Origin of the sequence: Arenibacter algicola, assembly GCF_018860365.1 — a bacterium.
GTDB lineage: Bacteria > Bacteroidota > Bacteroidia > Flavobacteriales > Flavobacteriaceae > Arenibacter > Arenibacter algicola_B.
Window position 1 is genome coordinate 963,403 of record NZ_JAHKPO010000003.1, and the last position, 16,241, is coordinate 979,643.

Sequence of the window (16,241 nt, forward strand, 5' to 3'; positions counted from 1 at the left end):
AATTATCCAGGCACACGGTAACCCTTCAAAACACTTGACTCTGGTTGGTAGGGGTTGAATCCATTGCTGGCCATTTTTATAAACTATTCCGGGCAGCCAAATAGATCCTGTTTTATTTATTATTAGAATTATGCCTTAATACACTTGTTTTCATATCGGCATACCTAGGATCTGGAATATAATCCTGTTTTTGCATTTTTATGACCTCTATGCTCAGAAAGCCAAATTCACTTACCACTTTTCCATAAAAGCGATAGATGCCTCTTCCCCTGAAAAAGTATTTTGCAGCTATTGGAGGAAAAAGTACAGTGTCAAATACTTCCCCGTGTTGATCTACCAAGGTGGCAAAATTCATTCGGGTTCCCTGATGGGTCCTTGTATTTTTTACGGTTACCAGATAGCCGTAAATATCAATGTTCTTGCCTAGATAAGCTTCAAGGTCTCTTTTTCCATGTGTGTTACTGGGCGGTTCCGCCAAAATATCGAACGGACTGCAAAGGGTAAATCCCATAAGTTCCAATTGGGTAAAGGCCATTTCCAAATCGGTGGCGTATAGTTTGGGAATTTCGAAGTGTTGATGGGTAGCATTAAATAATTTTGGATGGTCCAGTTTGGTGTTTTTGGATAGAGATAGATGAGCTTGCCATAACAGTTCGTGCTTATTTACCCCTGTGAATCCAAAGGCATCGATACGGATAAGGATACTCAATTGTTCTATGGAAATAAAGACCCTATCCAGAAAATTGGTCAAAGACAAATATGGTCCATTTGTGTTTCTTTCAGTTATAATGTGCTCTACTACCTTTCCTTCCAAATCTCTGAGGTACATGTATCCTAGGTATATTTCTTTCCCATAAATGCAATTGGCCATAAAGCTTTTGTTTATGCATGGAGAATTTATTCTGGCTCCTAGCATGCGTGCTTCGTGGATATAGAATTCGGCACTGTAGAAGCCGCCTCCATTGTTAAGTACGGCCACCATATATTCCAAAGGGTAATAAGCTTTTAGGAATAAGGTCTGATAGCTTTCAACCGCATAGGAGGCCGAATGACCCTTTGCGAAGGCGTAACCAGCAAAACTTGCGACCTGGTCCCATATTTCAAAAATAAGTTTATCCTCATAGCCTTTCTTTCTACAATTGTCCACAAACTTGTCCTTTACTTTTTGGAACTCTTCCCTAGAGCGAAACTTGCCGCTCATTCCTCGTCTTAGAACATCTGCCTCTCCCAAGGTAAGATCGGCAAAATAGTGGGCTACCTTAATTACATCCTCCTGATACACCATTACGCCGTAGGTTTCTGGCATAATGGAGAGCATAACCGGATGTGCCCTTTCCTTGGCACGTTGTGGGTCCCGATGGCGAAGTATGTATTCCCGCATCATGCCACTTTTGGCTACCCCTGGGCGTATTATGGAACTGGCAGCTACCAATCCCAGATAATTATCCACTTCCAGTTTTTTGAGCAACATCCGCATGGCTGGTGATTCAACATAAAAGCAGCCCATACACTGGGCGCTCTTAACCAAGTTGTTGATGGTGGGGTCAGTTTTAAATTGGGCAATATCATGGATATCTATGCTGCTTATTTGCTCTGGTTGATTATAGCTTATGATTTCCAAGGTCTCTTCAATTTTGGCCAGACCACGTTGGGATAGGATATCAAATTTAAAGAGACCAACATCTTCTGCTATCACCATATCGAACTGTGTGGTAGGATAACCTTTGGGAGGGAGGTGGGTGGCGGAAAAATAATGAATGGGTTTTTCGGTGATAAGGATACCACCAGCATGGATACTTAAATAATTGGGCATTCCTTTAAGTAATTGCCCGTACTTAAGTACCAATAAGGCTACCTTATCCAATTCAGGAACATTATACTTTCTAGCGCATAGTATATCTATTTCCTCTTTGGGCAGTCCAAACACCTTACCCAGTTCTCGCACAACCCCTTTTTCCTGAAAGGTAACATAGGTGCCCAAGAGTGAAACATTGGGGAAACGCTCAAAGATATATTGGGTCATGGCCTCCCGGTCTTTCCATGAAAAGTCTATATCAAAATCGGGAGGGTTTACCCGGTATAGGTTAATAAAACGCTCAAAGTACAGGTCCAATTCAATAGGGTCTACATCGGTAATATGGAGCAAATAAGCTACTATACTGTTCGCTCCACTTCCCCGGCCCACATAAAAGAAGCCCTGTTTTCTGGCATGGGAAACTATATCCCAATTAATAAGAAAGTAGGATACAAACCCCATTTTTTTTATCAGGTCCAATTCCTTTTGGAGACGATCCAGAATTACCTTATCTATTTTGATGTGTTTGTACCTTTCGGGCAAGCCTTTCTGACATAATTCTTCCAATAGGGCCTCGTCCTTTTTAGCGTCACCTAGATATGAAACAAGGTTTTGGGGCTTTCTGTCTTCTGAAAAATCAAAATAAATATTGCAGGACTGCATTAATCGTTCGGTGTTTTCCAAAATAAATTGATACTCGGAAAAAGCGGATAACAGATTATCCATAGGAAGCATTTTTTCTTCAGGATCGGCTTCCTCACTAGGGGGTAATTTACTTAAGAGGATGTTGTTGTCAATGGCGCGAAGCAGACGGTGAGCATTAAAATCGCGCTTATTCCGAAAAGTAACAGCTTGTTGAACTACTAATTTATCCTTATAATCCATTATTTTGGTAAAGGGTAACCTCCTAAGATCTCTAATAGATATACCTATAAACTCATGCTCCAAAAAAGTATCAAGTTTATTTAGCAATACTTTTTCAAACGGATATATTACGAAAGCATGGTTAAAAATTGGAGCTCGGGAATTAAACTTCTTGTTATGGTGGAGGTGTTCGGACAAGAAATTGTTCAATTCCTTGTAGCCATGATTGTTTTTGGCCAAACCAATAAAACAAGGATCTACACCGTTTCTAAAATCGATTCCCAGGATAGGTTTAATGCCTTTTTCCTGTGCTTTCCTTACAAAGTTTAATCCTGCCGAAGTGTTGTTGATATCGGTTAGTGCCAAATGATCTATGTGGTTCTTTTCGGCCAGTTCCAGCAGTTCCACCTCGGATAGGGTTCCGAAACGAAGGCTGTAATATGTGTGGCAGTTTAAGTACATTTAATGGCTTTAGGATAAAAAGGCACAGTATTGGCCAACGACACAAGGACTTAATTGGGAATCTTTATAAAGGAACAGCTGTACACCAAGTAAAATCTTTGGTAGGCTTGCCTTGGCCATTAAATGGCACTTGGGCATTGCCTACAAAATTTAGCTTATGCAACCGTTTAATTCCTATTGCTAAAGATAAGATTTATTAACCCATCTTACTGTACGTGGGGTTATTTTAATTGCTTTTTCCGCCTTAATAAATTCCACAAAATGAAGTTGAATAATTTATGAAAAAGAATTTGGGTCTTTAATGGCCCCATTGGCTGGGCAAATACCCATAGCTAAAAGTATACTAGTTGGCTTTACTTCTATTTTCCCACTTAAGGTCTTGTAGTATGGAGCTTTTTATTCCTATGAAGAAATACCAACGTTTATAGGTTCCAAAAGGAGTCCAGTTAAAGTTCATTCTAAAACTTTTAAGGTCCCTTTCAAATCTTAGTTGGGTTAGGGTAAATCCTTTATTTTTGAAATCGTAACCGGAAGAACCTCCAATTTTCCATCTAGGGGAAAGCTGAATATTTCCGGAAAACATTAAGGAATGGCTACCAATAGTGTTTTGTCTATTGGAATTGCTATAATTTACAGCATATGCCAATCTTAGGTCCCAAGGTAATTTTGTGCCATAAACCGGGTTTTCAACGTCTTCGGAATCTTTGTCCCTTTCATCTTCCGGTCTATTTTCGTTAAAGTCATTGGCCCTTCCAAAAAGGTCATCGTCCCTACCACCACTTGCTGCTACATAGTCGTATTCATCTTTATTGTCCTCTTTCTTGTCCTCTTTCTTTTTTCCAAAAGTTTCACTGCTTAGGGAGTAGCTAAGGTTGGCTCTAGCAGTTGTAAGCCTAAATAGGCTTCCGCCGTTGTCCACATTGAAGGTGTTTATACGGGTTCCATTATTATCTATGGCATAGGGGTCGAAACTGGCGCCAAAGTTAATAGCCATTTTATTGTTGAGTATGTTGGTTCCCCCACTAAGGTTCAACGGACTTAGTTTTAAGGAATCTGCTTCAAAATTATAACCGGTCGACAGGTTAAGATTGCTTAATAGTGATATTTTTTTCGGTTTAGTGGCCGTGGAATCTTTGTCGCGAACCTTTGCTTCAAATTGGTTGCCCAGGGAAAAACTCATTGAACTAGATTTGTTTAGTCCGGGAGCCCCGTTCAAGGTTCCTTCAAACCTACTATATAATTCCAATTCATCATCGGCACCTATATAGCTGTCATAATATTGATCGAATGAGGGGGTGTAGCCATAACTAACAGATGGCCTCATTACGTGTCTAATGGCCTGTATTTTTTTATCCTCCCCAAAGTTTACCAAACCGTATAAAGTGGTCCCGATACTTGCACTAAAGTTATAGGTGCCATAGCGGTCAAATCCATTGATGGTATCCGTAACAACTTCACTTTTGGTGTCCGCGTCATAACCCCTTTCATAAGTTTCTATGGCCCAAATATCCTCATAGGAGCCACCTACACTTACGCTAAAATGTTTGGCCACTTTAAAATTGGTACTTAGGGGAATAGTATTTCGGGCGCCAAAACGTGCATTATCGAACATTCTACTCGTTAAAAAATCGTCTTCTGTTGTAGTAATGCTATTCCTGGCGTTTAGGTTATATTGAAAGTTTACATTTTGAATGATTCCTTTTTTTATACCTTCACGTGGAGCGAAAGGAAAAATACGTTCCATACTGGCTTGCAAGGTGGGCAGGGTTACATCCACTACCCCGGTATTGGTGTTTTGGTTATGCGTGGCCGTTAAACTTAGGTTTACTGACGGATATTCCGGGAACGTCTTGGAATAGGATATGGAGGATGATAAATTGTTTACCTGGGTGTTGGGCAGGTTCTGTTGCAATAGGGAATTCCTGTAATAGGAACTACTCCCTAGGTTTACCGAGGCTTGGAACCTGGAATTAGGATTACTTTTGGCATCTTGGGCATGTGAAACTTGAATATTGTATATAGTAGATCTGCTGTAATCACTAAATCCTTTTTGACTGGTGACCAGATTTTCATACCTAAAATTTACATTCCCTCTATATTTATATCTTTTGCTATATACGGATTGAGATCTTAGACCATAACTGCCATTGGCATATAGATCTCCGGTTAGGGTAAGATCTACATAATCGTTTATGGGAACATAGTATCCTCCGTTCTGCAAAAAATATCCCCTGGTAGGGTCGCTTCCAAAAGTAGGCATCATTACTCCTGCCGTTCTGCCAACGGTCAAAGGAAAATAAGCAAAAGGAAGGGCCACGGGGGTGGGCACGTCGGCTATATATAGGTTGCTGAATCCGGCAATTACCTTCTTTTGGGGTACAAATTTTGCTTTTTTAACACGGATGTAATAATCCGGGTTTACAGTATCCTTGGATGTTGTTAGCTTGCCTTCGCTAAGGAAATAAACAGAATCGTTTTCTTTCTTGGTAATCTCGGCATAGACCTTCATGGCATCACTGCCCAATTGCCCCAAACCGGCCTGTTGTTCGGTTCTGGAATTCCATATAATCGCCTTTTGGGTGTCAAAATTAAACCGTATGGAGTCTGGAATAACTTCATTTGTACCCTGTTTAAAAAATGGCAATTGTGTATAATTCCCTAGGGAATCTTTTAAACGCCCTGCATAGACTTCATTCTTTATGTAGTCCATTATAATGATCCCGGCCTTTAATTCGGTATCCTGATAATAGAGTTCAGCCTCGTTATATAGATATATTTTTTGATCTTTTTGGCTCATCTTTACATAATCCTTGGCCTTGTATTTTATTTTGTCCAGGAGAAGCGGCTTTTTACCGTTTAAAGAGTCTACTTTTGTAGTATCCGTTAAAAGGGTATCCTGCAATTTGGGATCGGGCAAAAGAGGGGCTTTTATAGTATCCCTAAAAGCAACAATGGGCAGGGGCTTAATTTGATCTTCTTGGGCAGATGCAGTAAATGCACCATATAATAGGAGCAATAGGAAAAGTACATGATGTTTATTTGATTGCAAAGCTATATATCCTATTTTTGTAACGGTTTAGCTACATTTTGGGTTCAAACTTACATATATTTTTTGTTCCGCTTGTAGGGTATTGCGATAAATTTAACCTAATTAAAAGATCAAATTATCTCTAGTTATATGAATATGAAACGGTTTTATATTATTCCATTTATAATTTTAACATATTTCCTGACTTCTTTCAGTAAAAATATGGAGACCGATGACAATGACGGAAAATTTGTCGTTGTTTTGGATGCGGGGCATGGGGGGCATGATCCTGGTAATTTGGGGAACGGATATTTGGAAAAAAATATAGCCTTAAAGATTGTTCTAAAGGTTGGGGAAATTTTGGAAAGGAATCCCAACATCAAGGTCATTTATACGCGTAAGGACGATACCTTCGTGGATCTATACCGCAGAGGCGAAATAGCCAATAAGGCCAATGCTGATTTATTTGTTTCAGTACATTGTGATTCGCATAGTTCCGATGCCCATGGGGCAGGTACTTTTGTATTGGGATTGCATGCCAATAAACAAAACTTTGAAATTGCAAAGAAGGAAAACTCGGTAATATATCTGGAGGATAATTATGAAAGTAGATATGCTGCTTACGATATTAATTCGCCAGAATCCATAATTGGTCTTACCATTATGCAAGAGGAGTTTCTGGATCAAAGTATCAACCTTGCAAAATTGATGCAGGATAATTTTTCGAATAAGTTGAAGAGAACCGATAGAAAAGTGAAGCAAGCTGGTTTTATTGTTCTTCACCAGACCTTTATGCCCAGTGTTTTGGTAGAAACCGGTTTTTTAACGAATAGGGATGAAGGCGCCTATTTAAATTCATCAAAAGGACATAACGAAATGGGCAAGGCCATTGCCGATGCCATTTTAGCCTATAAGGGCGAGATAATATCGGGAACAGATCAGATTGCTATGAACAATACCCCAGTTGCCCCTGTACCTAAACAGGAGGAGGTTAAGAAATCGGCCGACAAAGCAGTGGCCAACACTGGAGAAAAGAAATCTGAACAACTGGTCCTAGAGCAAAAACCGGTTAAGAATATACCCAAGACAGTGCTAGTGGTAAAGAATGAAGCGGATAATACCACCAAGGAAATAGCAAAAGAACCCATTAAGAAAGAAGAGCCCAAAACAGTTGAAAAGGAGCCCAAGAAATCTGAAAATATTATTTTCAAAGTGCAAATTTTTGCCAGCTCAAAAAATATTCCATTGAACTCGGAGAATTTTAAAGGTTTAAATACCTTGTCCAAAGAGCCTTACAATAATTTATATCGTTATATGTACGGCAATACGGATTCCCATTTCCAAGCCACACTTTTAAAGAGCAATGCAGATGCCAAAGGGTATAATACATCTTATATAGTAGCCTATAAGGATGGGGTGCGTATTTCTGAAACGGAGGCTCTTAAATACGTTTCGGAATAATAGTCACTCTTCTAAAAATTATTTCTAATTTTGTTAGAAACTGAAAATAAAAGCTTTTGAAAATATCTAGGGAAATAAAAACGGGTATTATAGTCTTGGGGGGTATCCTTTTGTTCATACTTGGTTTTAGTTATTTAAAATCTACACCTCTTTTCGATAATAGCAAAACTTTCTATGCGGTATATCACCATGTGGGAGGATTACAATCCGGAACACAGGTTACTATAAATGGTTTCACCGTTGGGAAGGTAAATGATATTAAATTCAATGATGCCTCAGGGAATCTTTTGGTAACCTTTACGGTAGACAACAGCTTCTCTTTTTCCAAAAACAGTAATGCAGAATTATATGATACCGGAATTATAGGGGGAAAGGGTATACAGATAAAGCCTGTTTTTGATGATGCCGTCATGGCAAAATCAGGAGATACCTTGCCTTCCAGTACCAGGCCGGGACTTACTGAATTGGTACAGCAACGCTTGACTCCCTTGCAAATGAAAGTGGAAGGGGCTGTAACCAATGCCGACTCTCTATTGATGAACTTTAATGATATTCTGGATCTAAAAACAAAAAAGGATCTAAGGGAAAGTATTGCCGGATTGAACCAATTGGTGAAAAGTTTTCAGGGCAGTGCCAATTCCCTAAACCAAATTCTAACGAATAATAAGGATGATCTGGATAAGTCCATTAGTAATTTGGGTGTTATAACCGATAATTTCAACAAACTTTCAGATACCCTGGCCAATGCTGGTTTGGGCAAGACCATAAAAGGGCTGCAGTCTACCATGGGGAAAATTAATGATATGATGGTGAAAATCGAAGGTGGTGAGGGTTCCTTGGGAAAATTGGTCAATGACAAAGCGCTTTATAACAATCTAGCCGACGCCTCTAGGGAACTTGATTTGCTTTTGCAGGATTTTCGCCTAAATCCAAAGAGGTATGTAAATGTTTCCGTTTTTGGTAAAAAGCAAATAGATTACGCCATTCCTGAAGAAGACCCGGCCGAAAAATAGAGAATCACAATATGGAGTATATTCCTAATATAATTTTTGCAATTATACTTTTTGCGGGAATTGGATTTTTTGCAAAAAATATTAAAAAGCTCTCCCGAAATATAAAATTGGGTAAAGCGGTCGACACCAGCGATAATAAATCCCAACGGTGGAACAATATGTTCAGGATAGCCCTGGGACAGACCAAAATGGTGGTACGTCCTATTGCGGGAATTCTTCATATCATTGTCTATCTAGGTTTTATCATTATTAACATTGAGGTACTGGAGATCATTATAGATGGCCTTTTTGGTACCCATAGGATATTTGCCTTTTTAGGTGGATTTTACAGTTTCCTAATCGGATCTTTCGAAATATTGGCCTTGTTGGTCATTATAGCGGTTGTTATCTTTTGGATCCGCAGAAACCTCATTAAGTTAAGGAGATTCCTGAATCCGGAGATGAGCGGGTGGCCAAAGAAAGATGGAAATCTAATTCTTTATATAGAATTGGTCCTGATGATACTTTTTTTGACCATGAACGCCTCGGATTATCAATTACAACAAATGGATGCGGCACATTATACCAAGGCAGGAGCATTTCCTGTAAGCCAGTTTATTGCCCCTTTGTTCCAAGAGATGTCCATGTCGACCATAATCATGATTGAACGATCTGCATGGTGGTTGCACATTGTAGGTATTCTATTGTTTTTGAATTATTTATATTATTCCAAACATTTACATATTCTATTGGCATTTCCAAATACGTATTTTGGAAAGTTAAGACCCAAGGGGCAGTTCGAGAATTTAGAGGCGGTGACTAAGGAAGTAAAGCTAATGATGGATCCAAGTGCAGATCCCTTCGCTGCTCCCGATGAGAATGCACCCATGCCTGAGAAATTTGGAGCTTCGGATGTTATGGACCTAAAATGGGTACAATTGCTAAATGCCTATACCTGTACGGAATGTGGGCGATGTACCAGTGAATGCCCGGCCAACCAAACGGGTAAGAAATTATCCCCTCGTAAGATTATGATGGACACTAGGGATAGGTTGGAAGAAGTTGGCAAGAATATTGATGCCAATAAGGGAGAGTTCGTTGCAGATGGTAAACAGTTGTTGGGAGATTATATAACTAATGAGGAACTTTGGGCATGTACCTCCTGTAATGCTTGTGTAGAGGCCTGTCCCGTTAGTATTGATCCTTTGTCCATTATAATGGATATGCGTCAATATTTGGTTATGGAGCAATCTGCCGCACCATCGGACTTAAATAATATGATGGGAAATATTGAAAATAATGGGGCGCCTTGGCCATTCAACCAAATGGATAGGCTTAACTGGTCCAAGGAATCATAAAGAAATTACCGTTATCATGGAAAATGAATTGAAAGTACCCACAATGGCTGAACTTTTTGCAGCAGGACAACAACCTGAAGTATTGTTTTGGGTGGGCTGCGCTGGAAGTTTTGATGATCGGGCAAAAAAAATAACAAAGGCCTTTGTCAAGATTTTGAATAAGGCGAATGTTAGCTTTGCTGTTTTGGGTACCGAAGAGAGTTGTACGGGTGATCCAGCAAAAAGGGCTGGTAATGAATTTTTGTTTCAAATGCAGGCGGTGACCAATATTGAGGTTTTAAACGCCTACGAGGTGAAGAAAGTGGTAACAGCTTGCCCTCATTGTTTTAATACCTTAAAAAATGAATATCCTGGCCTAGGAGGTAATTATGAGGTGGTACATCATACCCAATTTCTAAAACAGTTATTGGATGAAGGCCGAATCAGTATGGAAGGTGGTCAGTTTAAAGGCAAAAGAATTACTTTTCATGACCCATGTTATTTGGGGAGGGCCAACAATGTGTATGAAGCTCCACGCGACTTAATACGCAAGTTGGATGCCGAACTGGTGGAAATGAAAAATTGTAAAAAACGTGGGCTGTGTTGTGGTGCAGGAGGGGCTCAAATGTTCAAAGAGCCGGAAAAGGGAAATAAAGATATTAATATTGAACGCACGGAACAGGCCCTGGACATTAAACCGGAAATAATAGCTGCTGGTTGTCCTTTTTGCAACACCATGTTGACCGATGGTGTGAAAAATAAGGAAAAAGAATCCTCCGTGGCGGTAATGGATATTGCGGAGTTGATTGCCAGCGCAGAGGATTTGTAAATTTGTCACAACAATAACCGTGATATCCTTGCATTACTTTGAATAGGTAAAGAGGTATCTATATAAGCATATAACCACACTTTAGAATTAGACAGACCAAGATCAAGACCAGGTAGAATAGTACTGAACGATATACTAAATAAGAGAATCGTTTGGGTGAACATTAAAAATTTAATAAATGCTCGTAGAATTTAACACATTGCCGGATGAATCTAGAGTTTGGATCTTTCAAGCCAGTAGAAGTTTTTCTGAAGAAGAATTACAGCAACTAAGGCAGGAGCTGGATACCTTTATTGCGGAATGGACTGCCCACGGAAGCGATTTGCGCGCTGGCTATGAAATTAGGTACAACAGGTTTATTATCCTGGCCCTAGATCAAACCCTCAACGCTGCCACTGGGTGCTCTATAGATGCTTCGGTACGCTTTATTCAGCAGCTGGAGCAGAAGTACAAGGTGGAACTCTTGGACAAAATGAACGTTTCTTATAAGCAGGGCGATTTTGTGGCTTACAAATCTTTGGTCGACTTCAAAAAAATGGCCAAGCAAAAAGCTGTTTCCAAAAATACCATTGTCTTTAATAATTTGGTAACGAATAAGCACGAATACCAGAATCATTGGGAGGTGCCGGCAGAAGAAAGCTGGCATGCTCGTTTTATGTAAGCTACACCGCTTGAAAATACAGCTAAACCAAAGGTTTGGGTTGTTTTTCGGATAAGTATAATAATTCAAATAATTCTTAGTTACCATCAAAGATGGATTTTTTTATGCGCCTAAATTACCTAGTATTACTATTTATAATATCAATATACACTGTTCAAGGTCAAATAAACCCTTTGGTTACCAAGGATACTTTGGTTCAACAAAACTGGGTAGAGACTACATATAGTCAAATGTCCCTGGATGAAAGATTGGGGCAGTTGTTTATGGTCATGGTTACTTCGGATCAGGATAAGGCCAGTACAGAAAGAACAAAAAAGTTGATTAAGGACCATCATATTGGTGGGGTCATTTTCTCTACTGGGGGTCCCGTCCGCCAGGCACAATTGACCAACGATTTTCAAAAGAATTCGAAAGTCCCGCTCATGATAGGTATGGATGCCGAATGGGGACTGGCCATGAGATTGGATTCTACCTATGCCTTCCCTTGGAATATGACCTTGGGGGCTATTAAGGATAATGCCATAGTGGAAAAAGTAGGAAACCGGATTGGCAAACATGCAAAAAGATTGGGAGTGCACATTAATTTTGCCCCTGACATAGATATCAATATTAATCCCCAGAATCCAATAATTGGGAATCGTTCATTTGGTGAGGATCGTGAAAACGTAGCCCAAAAAGGGATTGCTTTCATGAAAGGTATGGAAAACGCCGGAGTTTTATCGAGTGGAAAGCATTTTCCTGGCCATGGTGATACCGCTGTGGACTCACACAAAGCTTTGCCGGTAATAGATTTTACTAGGGAACGTTTGGACAGTATTGAGCTATATCCCTATAAGAAATTGATCAAGGAGGGCCTCAGTAGTGTTATGGTAGCACATTTAAGTGTGCCGAGCTTGGAAATAAAGGAAGGCTATCCATCGTCCTTATCCGAACAGATTATTGGGGATGTATTGCAGGAACAGCTTAACTTCAAGGGATTGGTATTCACCGATGCGCTAAATATGAAGGGAGTATCCAATTTTGCTAAGGAAGGTGAGGTAGAGCTCTCCGCATTTTTGGCAGGGAACGATATTCTATTAATGCCTTTGGATGTTGCCAAGGCCAAGTCCAAACTTTTGGAAGCCTATAATAAAGGTAGGATTACGGAAAATAGACTGGCTACTTCCGTAAAGAAGATATTGATGGCAAAGTATAAGGTAGGCCTTAATAATTACAGACCTATAGAGACCAAAAATCTTTATGAAGATCTAAACTCTTTGGAGGATGATGTACTTTATGAGGAGGCTATCGAGAATGCCATTACCGTGGTAAAAAACGATTTTTCTTTGATGGCAATCAAGAAGTTGGAAAATAAGAAAATTGCCTATGTAAAGTTTGGGGATGCAGAAAGTGATCCCTTTCTGAAGGAATTGAACAAATACGCTACAGTAACACAGATTAATGGTAAGGATATAACCACTTTAAAGCAGAAGTTGAGTGAGTACAATTTGGTAATCATAGGTCTGCACAAGAGTAATGAAAGCCCTTGGAAAGCCTATAAATTTACCAAAAATGAACTTTCCTGGTTAGGAGAAATAGCGAGGGAACGTACCTCCAATCTTATACTTGCCATATTTGCAAAACCCTATGCTCTTTTAGATGTGCCGTCTTTTGAAAGTATCGACGCAGTAATCGTAGGGTACCAAAATAGTGAAATAGCCCAGGAAAAAACGGCACAGATTATTTTTGGGGCCCTTCCGGCAAAAGGGATTTTACCCGTTACCTCCCATGCCGACTTTCCTGTCAATACAAAAATTCCTTTGGAGTCCTTGATGCGCTTGGGATATAGTTTTCCGGAGAGGGTTGGAATAAGTTCCAGTAAATTGGCAAGAGTGGATGAAATGGTAAAGAATGGAATTGACTCCTTGATGTTTCCAGGGGCACAGATTGTCGTAGCGAGGAAGGGAAAAGTAATTTACAACAAGGGGTTTGGAAAACCGACCTATGATTCTGACGAAAAAATAACACCGGACCATATTTATGATTTGGCATCCATAACCAAGATATTGGCAACCTTGCCCATGGTAATGAAGATGGAGGAAGAGGGTAAAATTGCTTTGGATAACACCTTTGAGGAACTTATTCCGGCCTATGCGCATTCCGAGTTGAAAAATGTGACAGTTCTAAAGGCGTTATCCCATTATGGTAGATTACCCGCTTGGATTGCCTTTTATATCGATACTTTGGATGACAAAAGAAAGCCTTCAAGTGAATTTTACAGACAGCAGCCAACCAGCGGTTATTCCGTTAAGGTGGCAGATCAATTGTACATAAAGGATGTTTATAAGGATTCTATATATAACCGGATTGGTAGACAGCATCTAAAATCGAATAGATATCGTTACAGTGATATAGCTTATTATGTTATGAAAAAGTTCATTGAGGATACCTATAAGGAGCGATTGGATAGTTTGGCTGAGGAGTTTTTGTACAAGCCTATAGGTGCTACGCATACAGGATTTAATCCGTTGGATAGGTTTTTAAAGGGAGATATAGTGCCCTCTGAAGAAGATAATTATTATAGATACCAAACCGTTCAAGGGTATGTACATGATATGGGGGCGGCTATGCAAGGTGGAGTAGGTGGACATGCCGGACTTTTTAGTAATGCCAATGATGTGGCAAAAATTATGCAGATGTATCTGCAAAATGGTTTTTATGGGGGACAACAGTTTTTCGAGGGCAGAACAGTGAAGAAGTTTAATACTTGCTATTTCTGTGATCAGAATGTTAGGCGGGGTATAGGTTTTGACAAGCCTGAAGTACATGGTGGGGGACCAGCCTGCAGTTTGGTTTCCAGAAAAAGTTTTGGGCATAGTGGCTTTACAGGAACCTACACCTGGGCCGATCCAGATAAGGATTTGGTCTATGTTTTTTTATCCAACAGAACTTACCCCTCGGCTTCAAATACGCTATTGGTTAAATCTGGGTTAAGAACTCGGATTCAGAAGGCTATTTATGAAGCCATAATAAATTAAATCCTTACTTTGTAAATATATAAACGGAGGTTTATAGGAGGAAGTTTAATTTTGGTTTAAGCATTCTGAAATTTTATCCATATTCGTTCGACTAAGGTTTTTTAGGGCCAAAAGTTCAGGGGTCCGTGAGGCTTGACTAAGATATGCAACCTCTAAAATGAATTAAAAATAAATAGATGAAAATAGCTATAGTATGTTATCCAACTTTTGGAGGTAGTGGGGTGGTGGCAACAGAATTGGGAATTGCCTTGGCAAATAGAGGGCACGAAGTTCATTTTATTACTTACCGCCAACCAGTGCGCTTGGAGTTGCTGAGCAATAAGATATACTTTCATGAGGTACATGTACCAGAGTATCCCTTGTTCCATTATCAGCCATATGAATTGGCTCTTTCCAGTAAATTGGTAGATACTATTAAGTTGTTTAATATAGAGTTATTGCATGTACATTATGCCATTCCGCATGCCTATGCTGGCTATATGGCGAAGAAGATGTTGGAGGAGGACGGAATTTATATCCCTATGGTTACCACCTTACATGGTACGGATATAACCCTGGTGGGCAAGCACCCCTTTTATAGGCCTGCAGTTAATTTTAGTATTAATCAATCCGATGTGGTTACCTCGGTTTCCCAAAACCTAAAGGAGAGTACTTTGGAGTTGTTCGATATAAAAAATGAAATAGAGGTTGTCCCGAATTTTATTGATAAAAGGAAATACAGTATGAACTTCACGGACTGTCAGCGTTCCTTGATGGCCTCGGAAGATGAAAAAATTATTACCCATATCAGTAATTTTAGGAAGGTAAAGCGTATTCCTGATGTGATACAGATTTTTAATAAGGTTCAAAAACAAATTCCCGCCAAGTTGATCATGGTAGGGGAGGGACCTGAAAAAGAAGGAGCAGAGCGTTTGTGCGAGGAGCTTGGGATTGCCAACAAGGTGATCTTTTTGGGAAATAGCAATGAAATTGATAGGATTCTATGTTTTTCGGATCTCTTCCTTTTGCCGTCGCAAACAGAAAGTTTTGGATTGGCGGCTTTGGAGGCAATGATTAATAGGGTGGCCATTATTTCTAGCAATACGGGAGGAATCCCAGAAGTTAACCGTCAGGGAGTTACTGGTTATTTAAGCGATGTAGGCAATGTGGATGAGATGGCCGAAAATGCGCTCAAGATATTGAGTGATGACCAAACTTTGGAAAAGTTTAAAAATAATGCGGCAAAGGCGGCAATGGATTTTGATATCATGAAGGTATTGCCACTATATGAGGCAATATATGAAAAAGCCCTTTTGGCGAGACACGAAAGTTTACAGCAGAATTAATGCGATCATTACTACTATTCTTATGCCTTTTGGGAATTTCTTGTTCGGGGCAAAAAGGTGTGCCCAAGAATAACGCTGAAAGCTCCTTGCAAAATTCAAAGGAATTTCAACTGCTGTTAACGGATAATTATAGTGGGGTGGAAAAATCGGAATTTCAAGTTGTAAGGGATTCAAAGACATTAAAAAACTTTTTCCTTCACATAAACAAGACCAGAAAGCCAGGTCTTCCCATTCCGGAAGTGGATTTTAGCAAGGAACTACTCTTGATATATTGTGCAGGAACTACTGTGGGTGTCGGGGGAGTGGAGTTGTCTGTAGTTGAGGGTCCCCACAATATTGTAGTTGCACCAAAAAAGCGGACACCTTCCAAGAAGGAAGTCGCCAATGTAACCACCACGCCTTTTAGCATTTATAAAATGCCCCTAACCCTTAAAGAAATTAGTTTCCAACAATTGGAGTAGGGTTAAGCC

General features: G+C 39.8%; 10 protein-coding genes. 8 read left to right on the forward strand and 2 right to left on the reverse strand.

Annotated features, from left to right (window positions below; genetic code table 11):
- Positions 1 to 112 precede the first annotated feature (112 nt).
- The gene (locus tag KO529_RS05645; protein ID WP_215946918.1) at positions 113 to 3,121 is read right to left on the reverse strand and encodes a DNA polymerase III subunit alpha; all 3,009 of its coding nucleotides are present in this window, start codon (positions 3,119 to 3,121) and stop codon (positions 113 to 115) included.
- Positions 3,122 to 3,464: 343 nt separating this feature from the next.
- Complete coding sequence (locus tag KO529_RS05650) at positions 3,465 to 6,170, reverse strand: putative LPS assembly protein LptD (protein WP_215946919.1); 2,706 nt, start codon at positions 6,168 to 6,170, stop codon at positions 3,465 to 3,467.
- A gap of 129 nt (positions 6,171 to 6,299) precedes the next feature.
- Here KO529_RS05650 and KO529_RS05655 point away from each other — a divergent pair, with 129 nt between their 5' ends.
- From KO529_RS05655 to KO529_RS05690, 8 genes are all read left to right on the forward strand, one after another.
- A complete protein-coding gene (locus KO529_RS05655) occupies positions 6,300 to 7,610 on the forward strand; it encodes an N-acetylmuramoyl-L-alanine amidase family protein (protein WP_215946920.1) in 1,311 nt (436 codons plus the stop codon).
- A 56-nt stretch (positions 7,611 to 7,666) separates the two neighbouring features.
- Positions 7,667 to 8,623, forward strand: coding sequence for an MlaD family protein (locus tag KO529_RS05660; RefSeq protein WP_215946921.1), 957 nt, complete (start codon positions 7,667 to 7,669; stop codon positions 8,621 to 8,623).
- A gap of 11 nt (positions 8,624 to 8,634) precedes the next feature.
- Positions 8,635 to 9,960 carry a (Fe-S)-binding protein gene (locus tag KO529_RS05665; RefSeq protein WP_215946922.1) on the forward strand — a complete coding sequence of 442 codons (1,326 nt, stop codon included), beginning with the start codon at positions 8,635 to 8,637 and terminating at the stop codon, positions 9,958 to 9,960.
- A gap of 16 nt (positions 9,961 to 9,976) precedes the next feature.
- Positions 9,977 to 10,768, forward strand: coding sequence for a (Fe-S)-binding protein (locus KO529_RS05670; RefSeq protein ID WP_215946923.1), 792 nt, complete (start codon positions 9,977 to 9,979; stop codon positions 10,766 to 10,768).
- A 178-nt stretch (positions 10,769 to 10,946) separates the two neighbouring features.
- Entirely contained in the window at positions 10,947 to 11,429 is a 483-nt protein-coding gene (locus KO529_RS05675; RefSeq protein ID WP_215946924.1) for an ABC transporter ATPase, read from the forward strand.
- A 104-nt stretch (positions 11,430 to 11,533) separates the two neighbouring features.
- Positions 11,534 to 14,446 carry a glycoside hydrolase family 3 N-terminal domain-containing protein gene (locus tag KO529_RS05680; protein WP_215946925.1) on the forward strand — a complete coding sequence of 971 codons (2,913 nt, stop codon included), beginning with the start codon at positions 11,534 to 11,536 and terminating at the stop codon, positions 14,444 to 14,446.
- Between the two features lie 176 nt (positions 14,447 to 14,622).
- Complete coding sequence (bshA, locus tag KO529_RS05685; RefSeq protein ID WP_215946926.1) at positions 14,623 to 15,771, forward strand: N-acetyl-alpha-D-glucosaminyl L-malate synthase BshA; 1,149 nt, start codon at positions 14,623 to 14,625, stop codon at positions 15,769 to 15,771.
- A complete protein-coding gene (locus tag KO529_RS05690) occupies positions 15,771 to 16,232 on the forward strand; it encodes a hypothetical protein (RefSeq protein ID WP_215946927.1) in 462 nt (153 codons plus the stop codon). The genes bshA and KO529_RS05690 overlap by 1 nt, the downstream gene beginning before the upstream one ends.
- Positions 16,233 to 16,241: the final 9 nt, after the last annotated feature.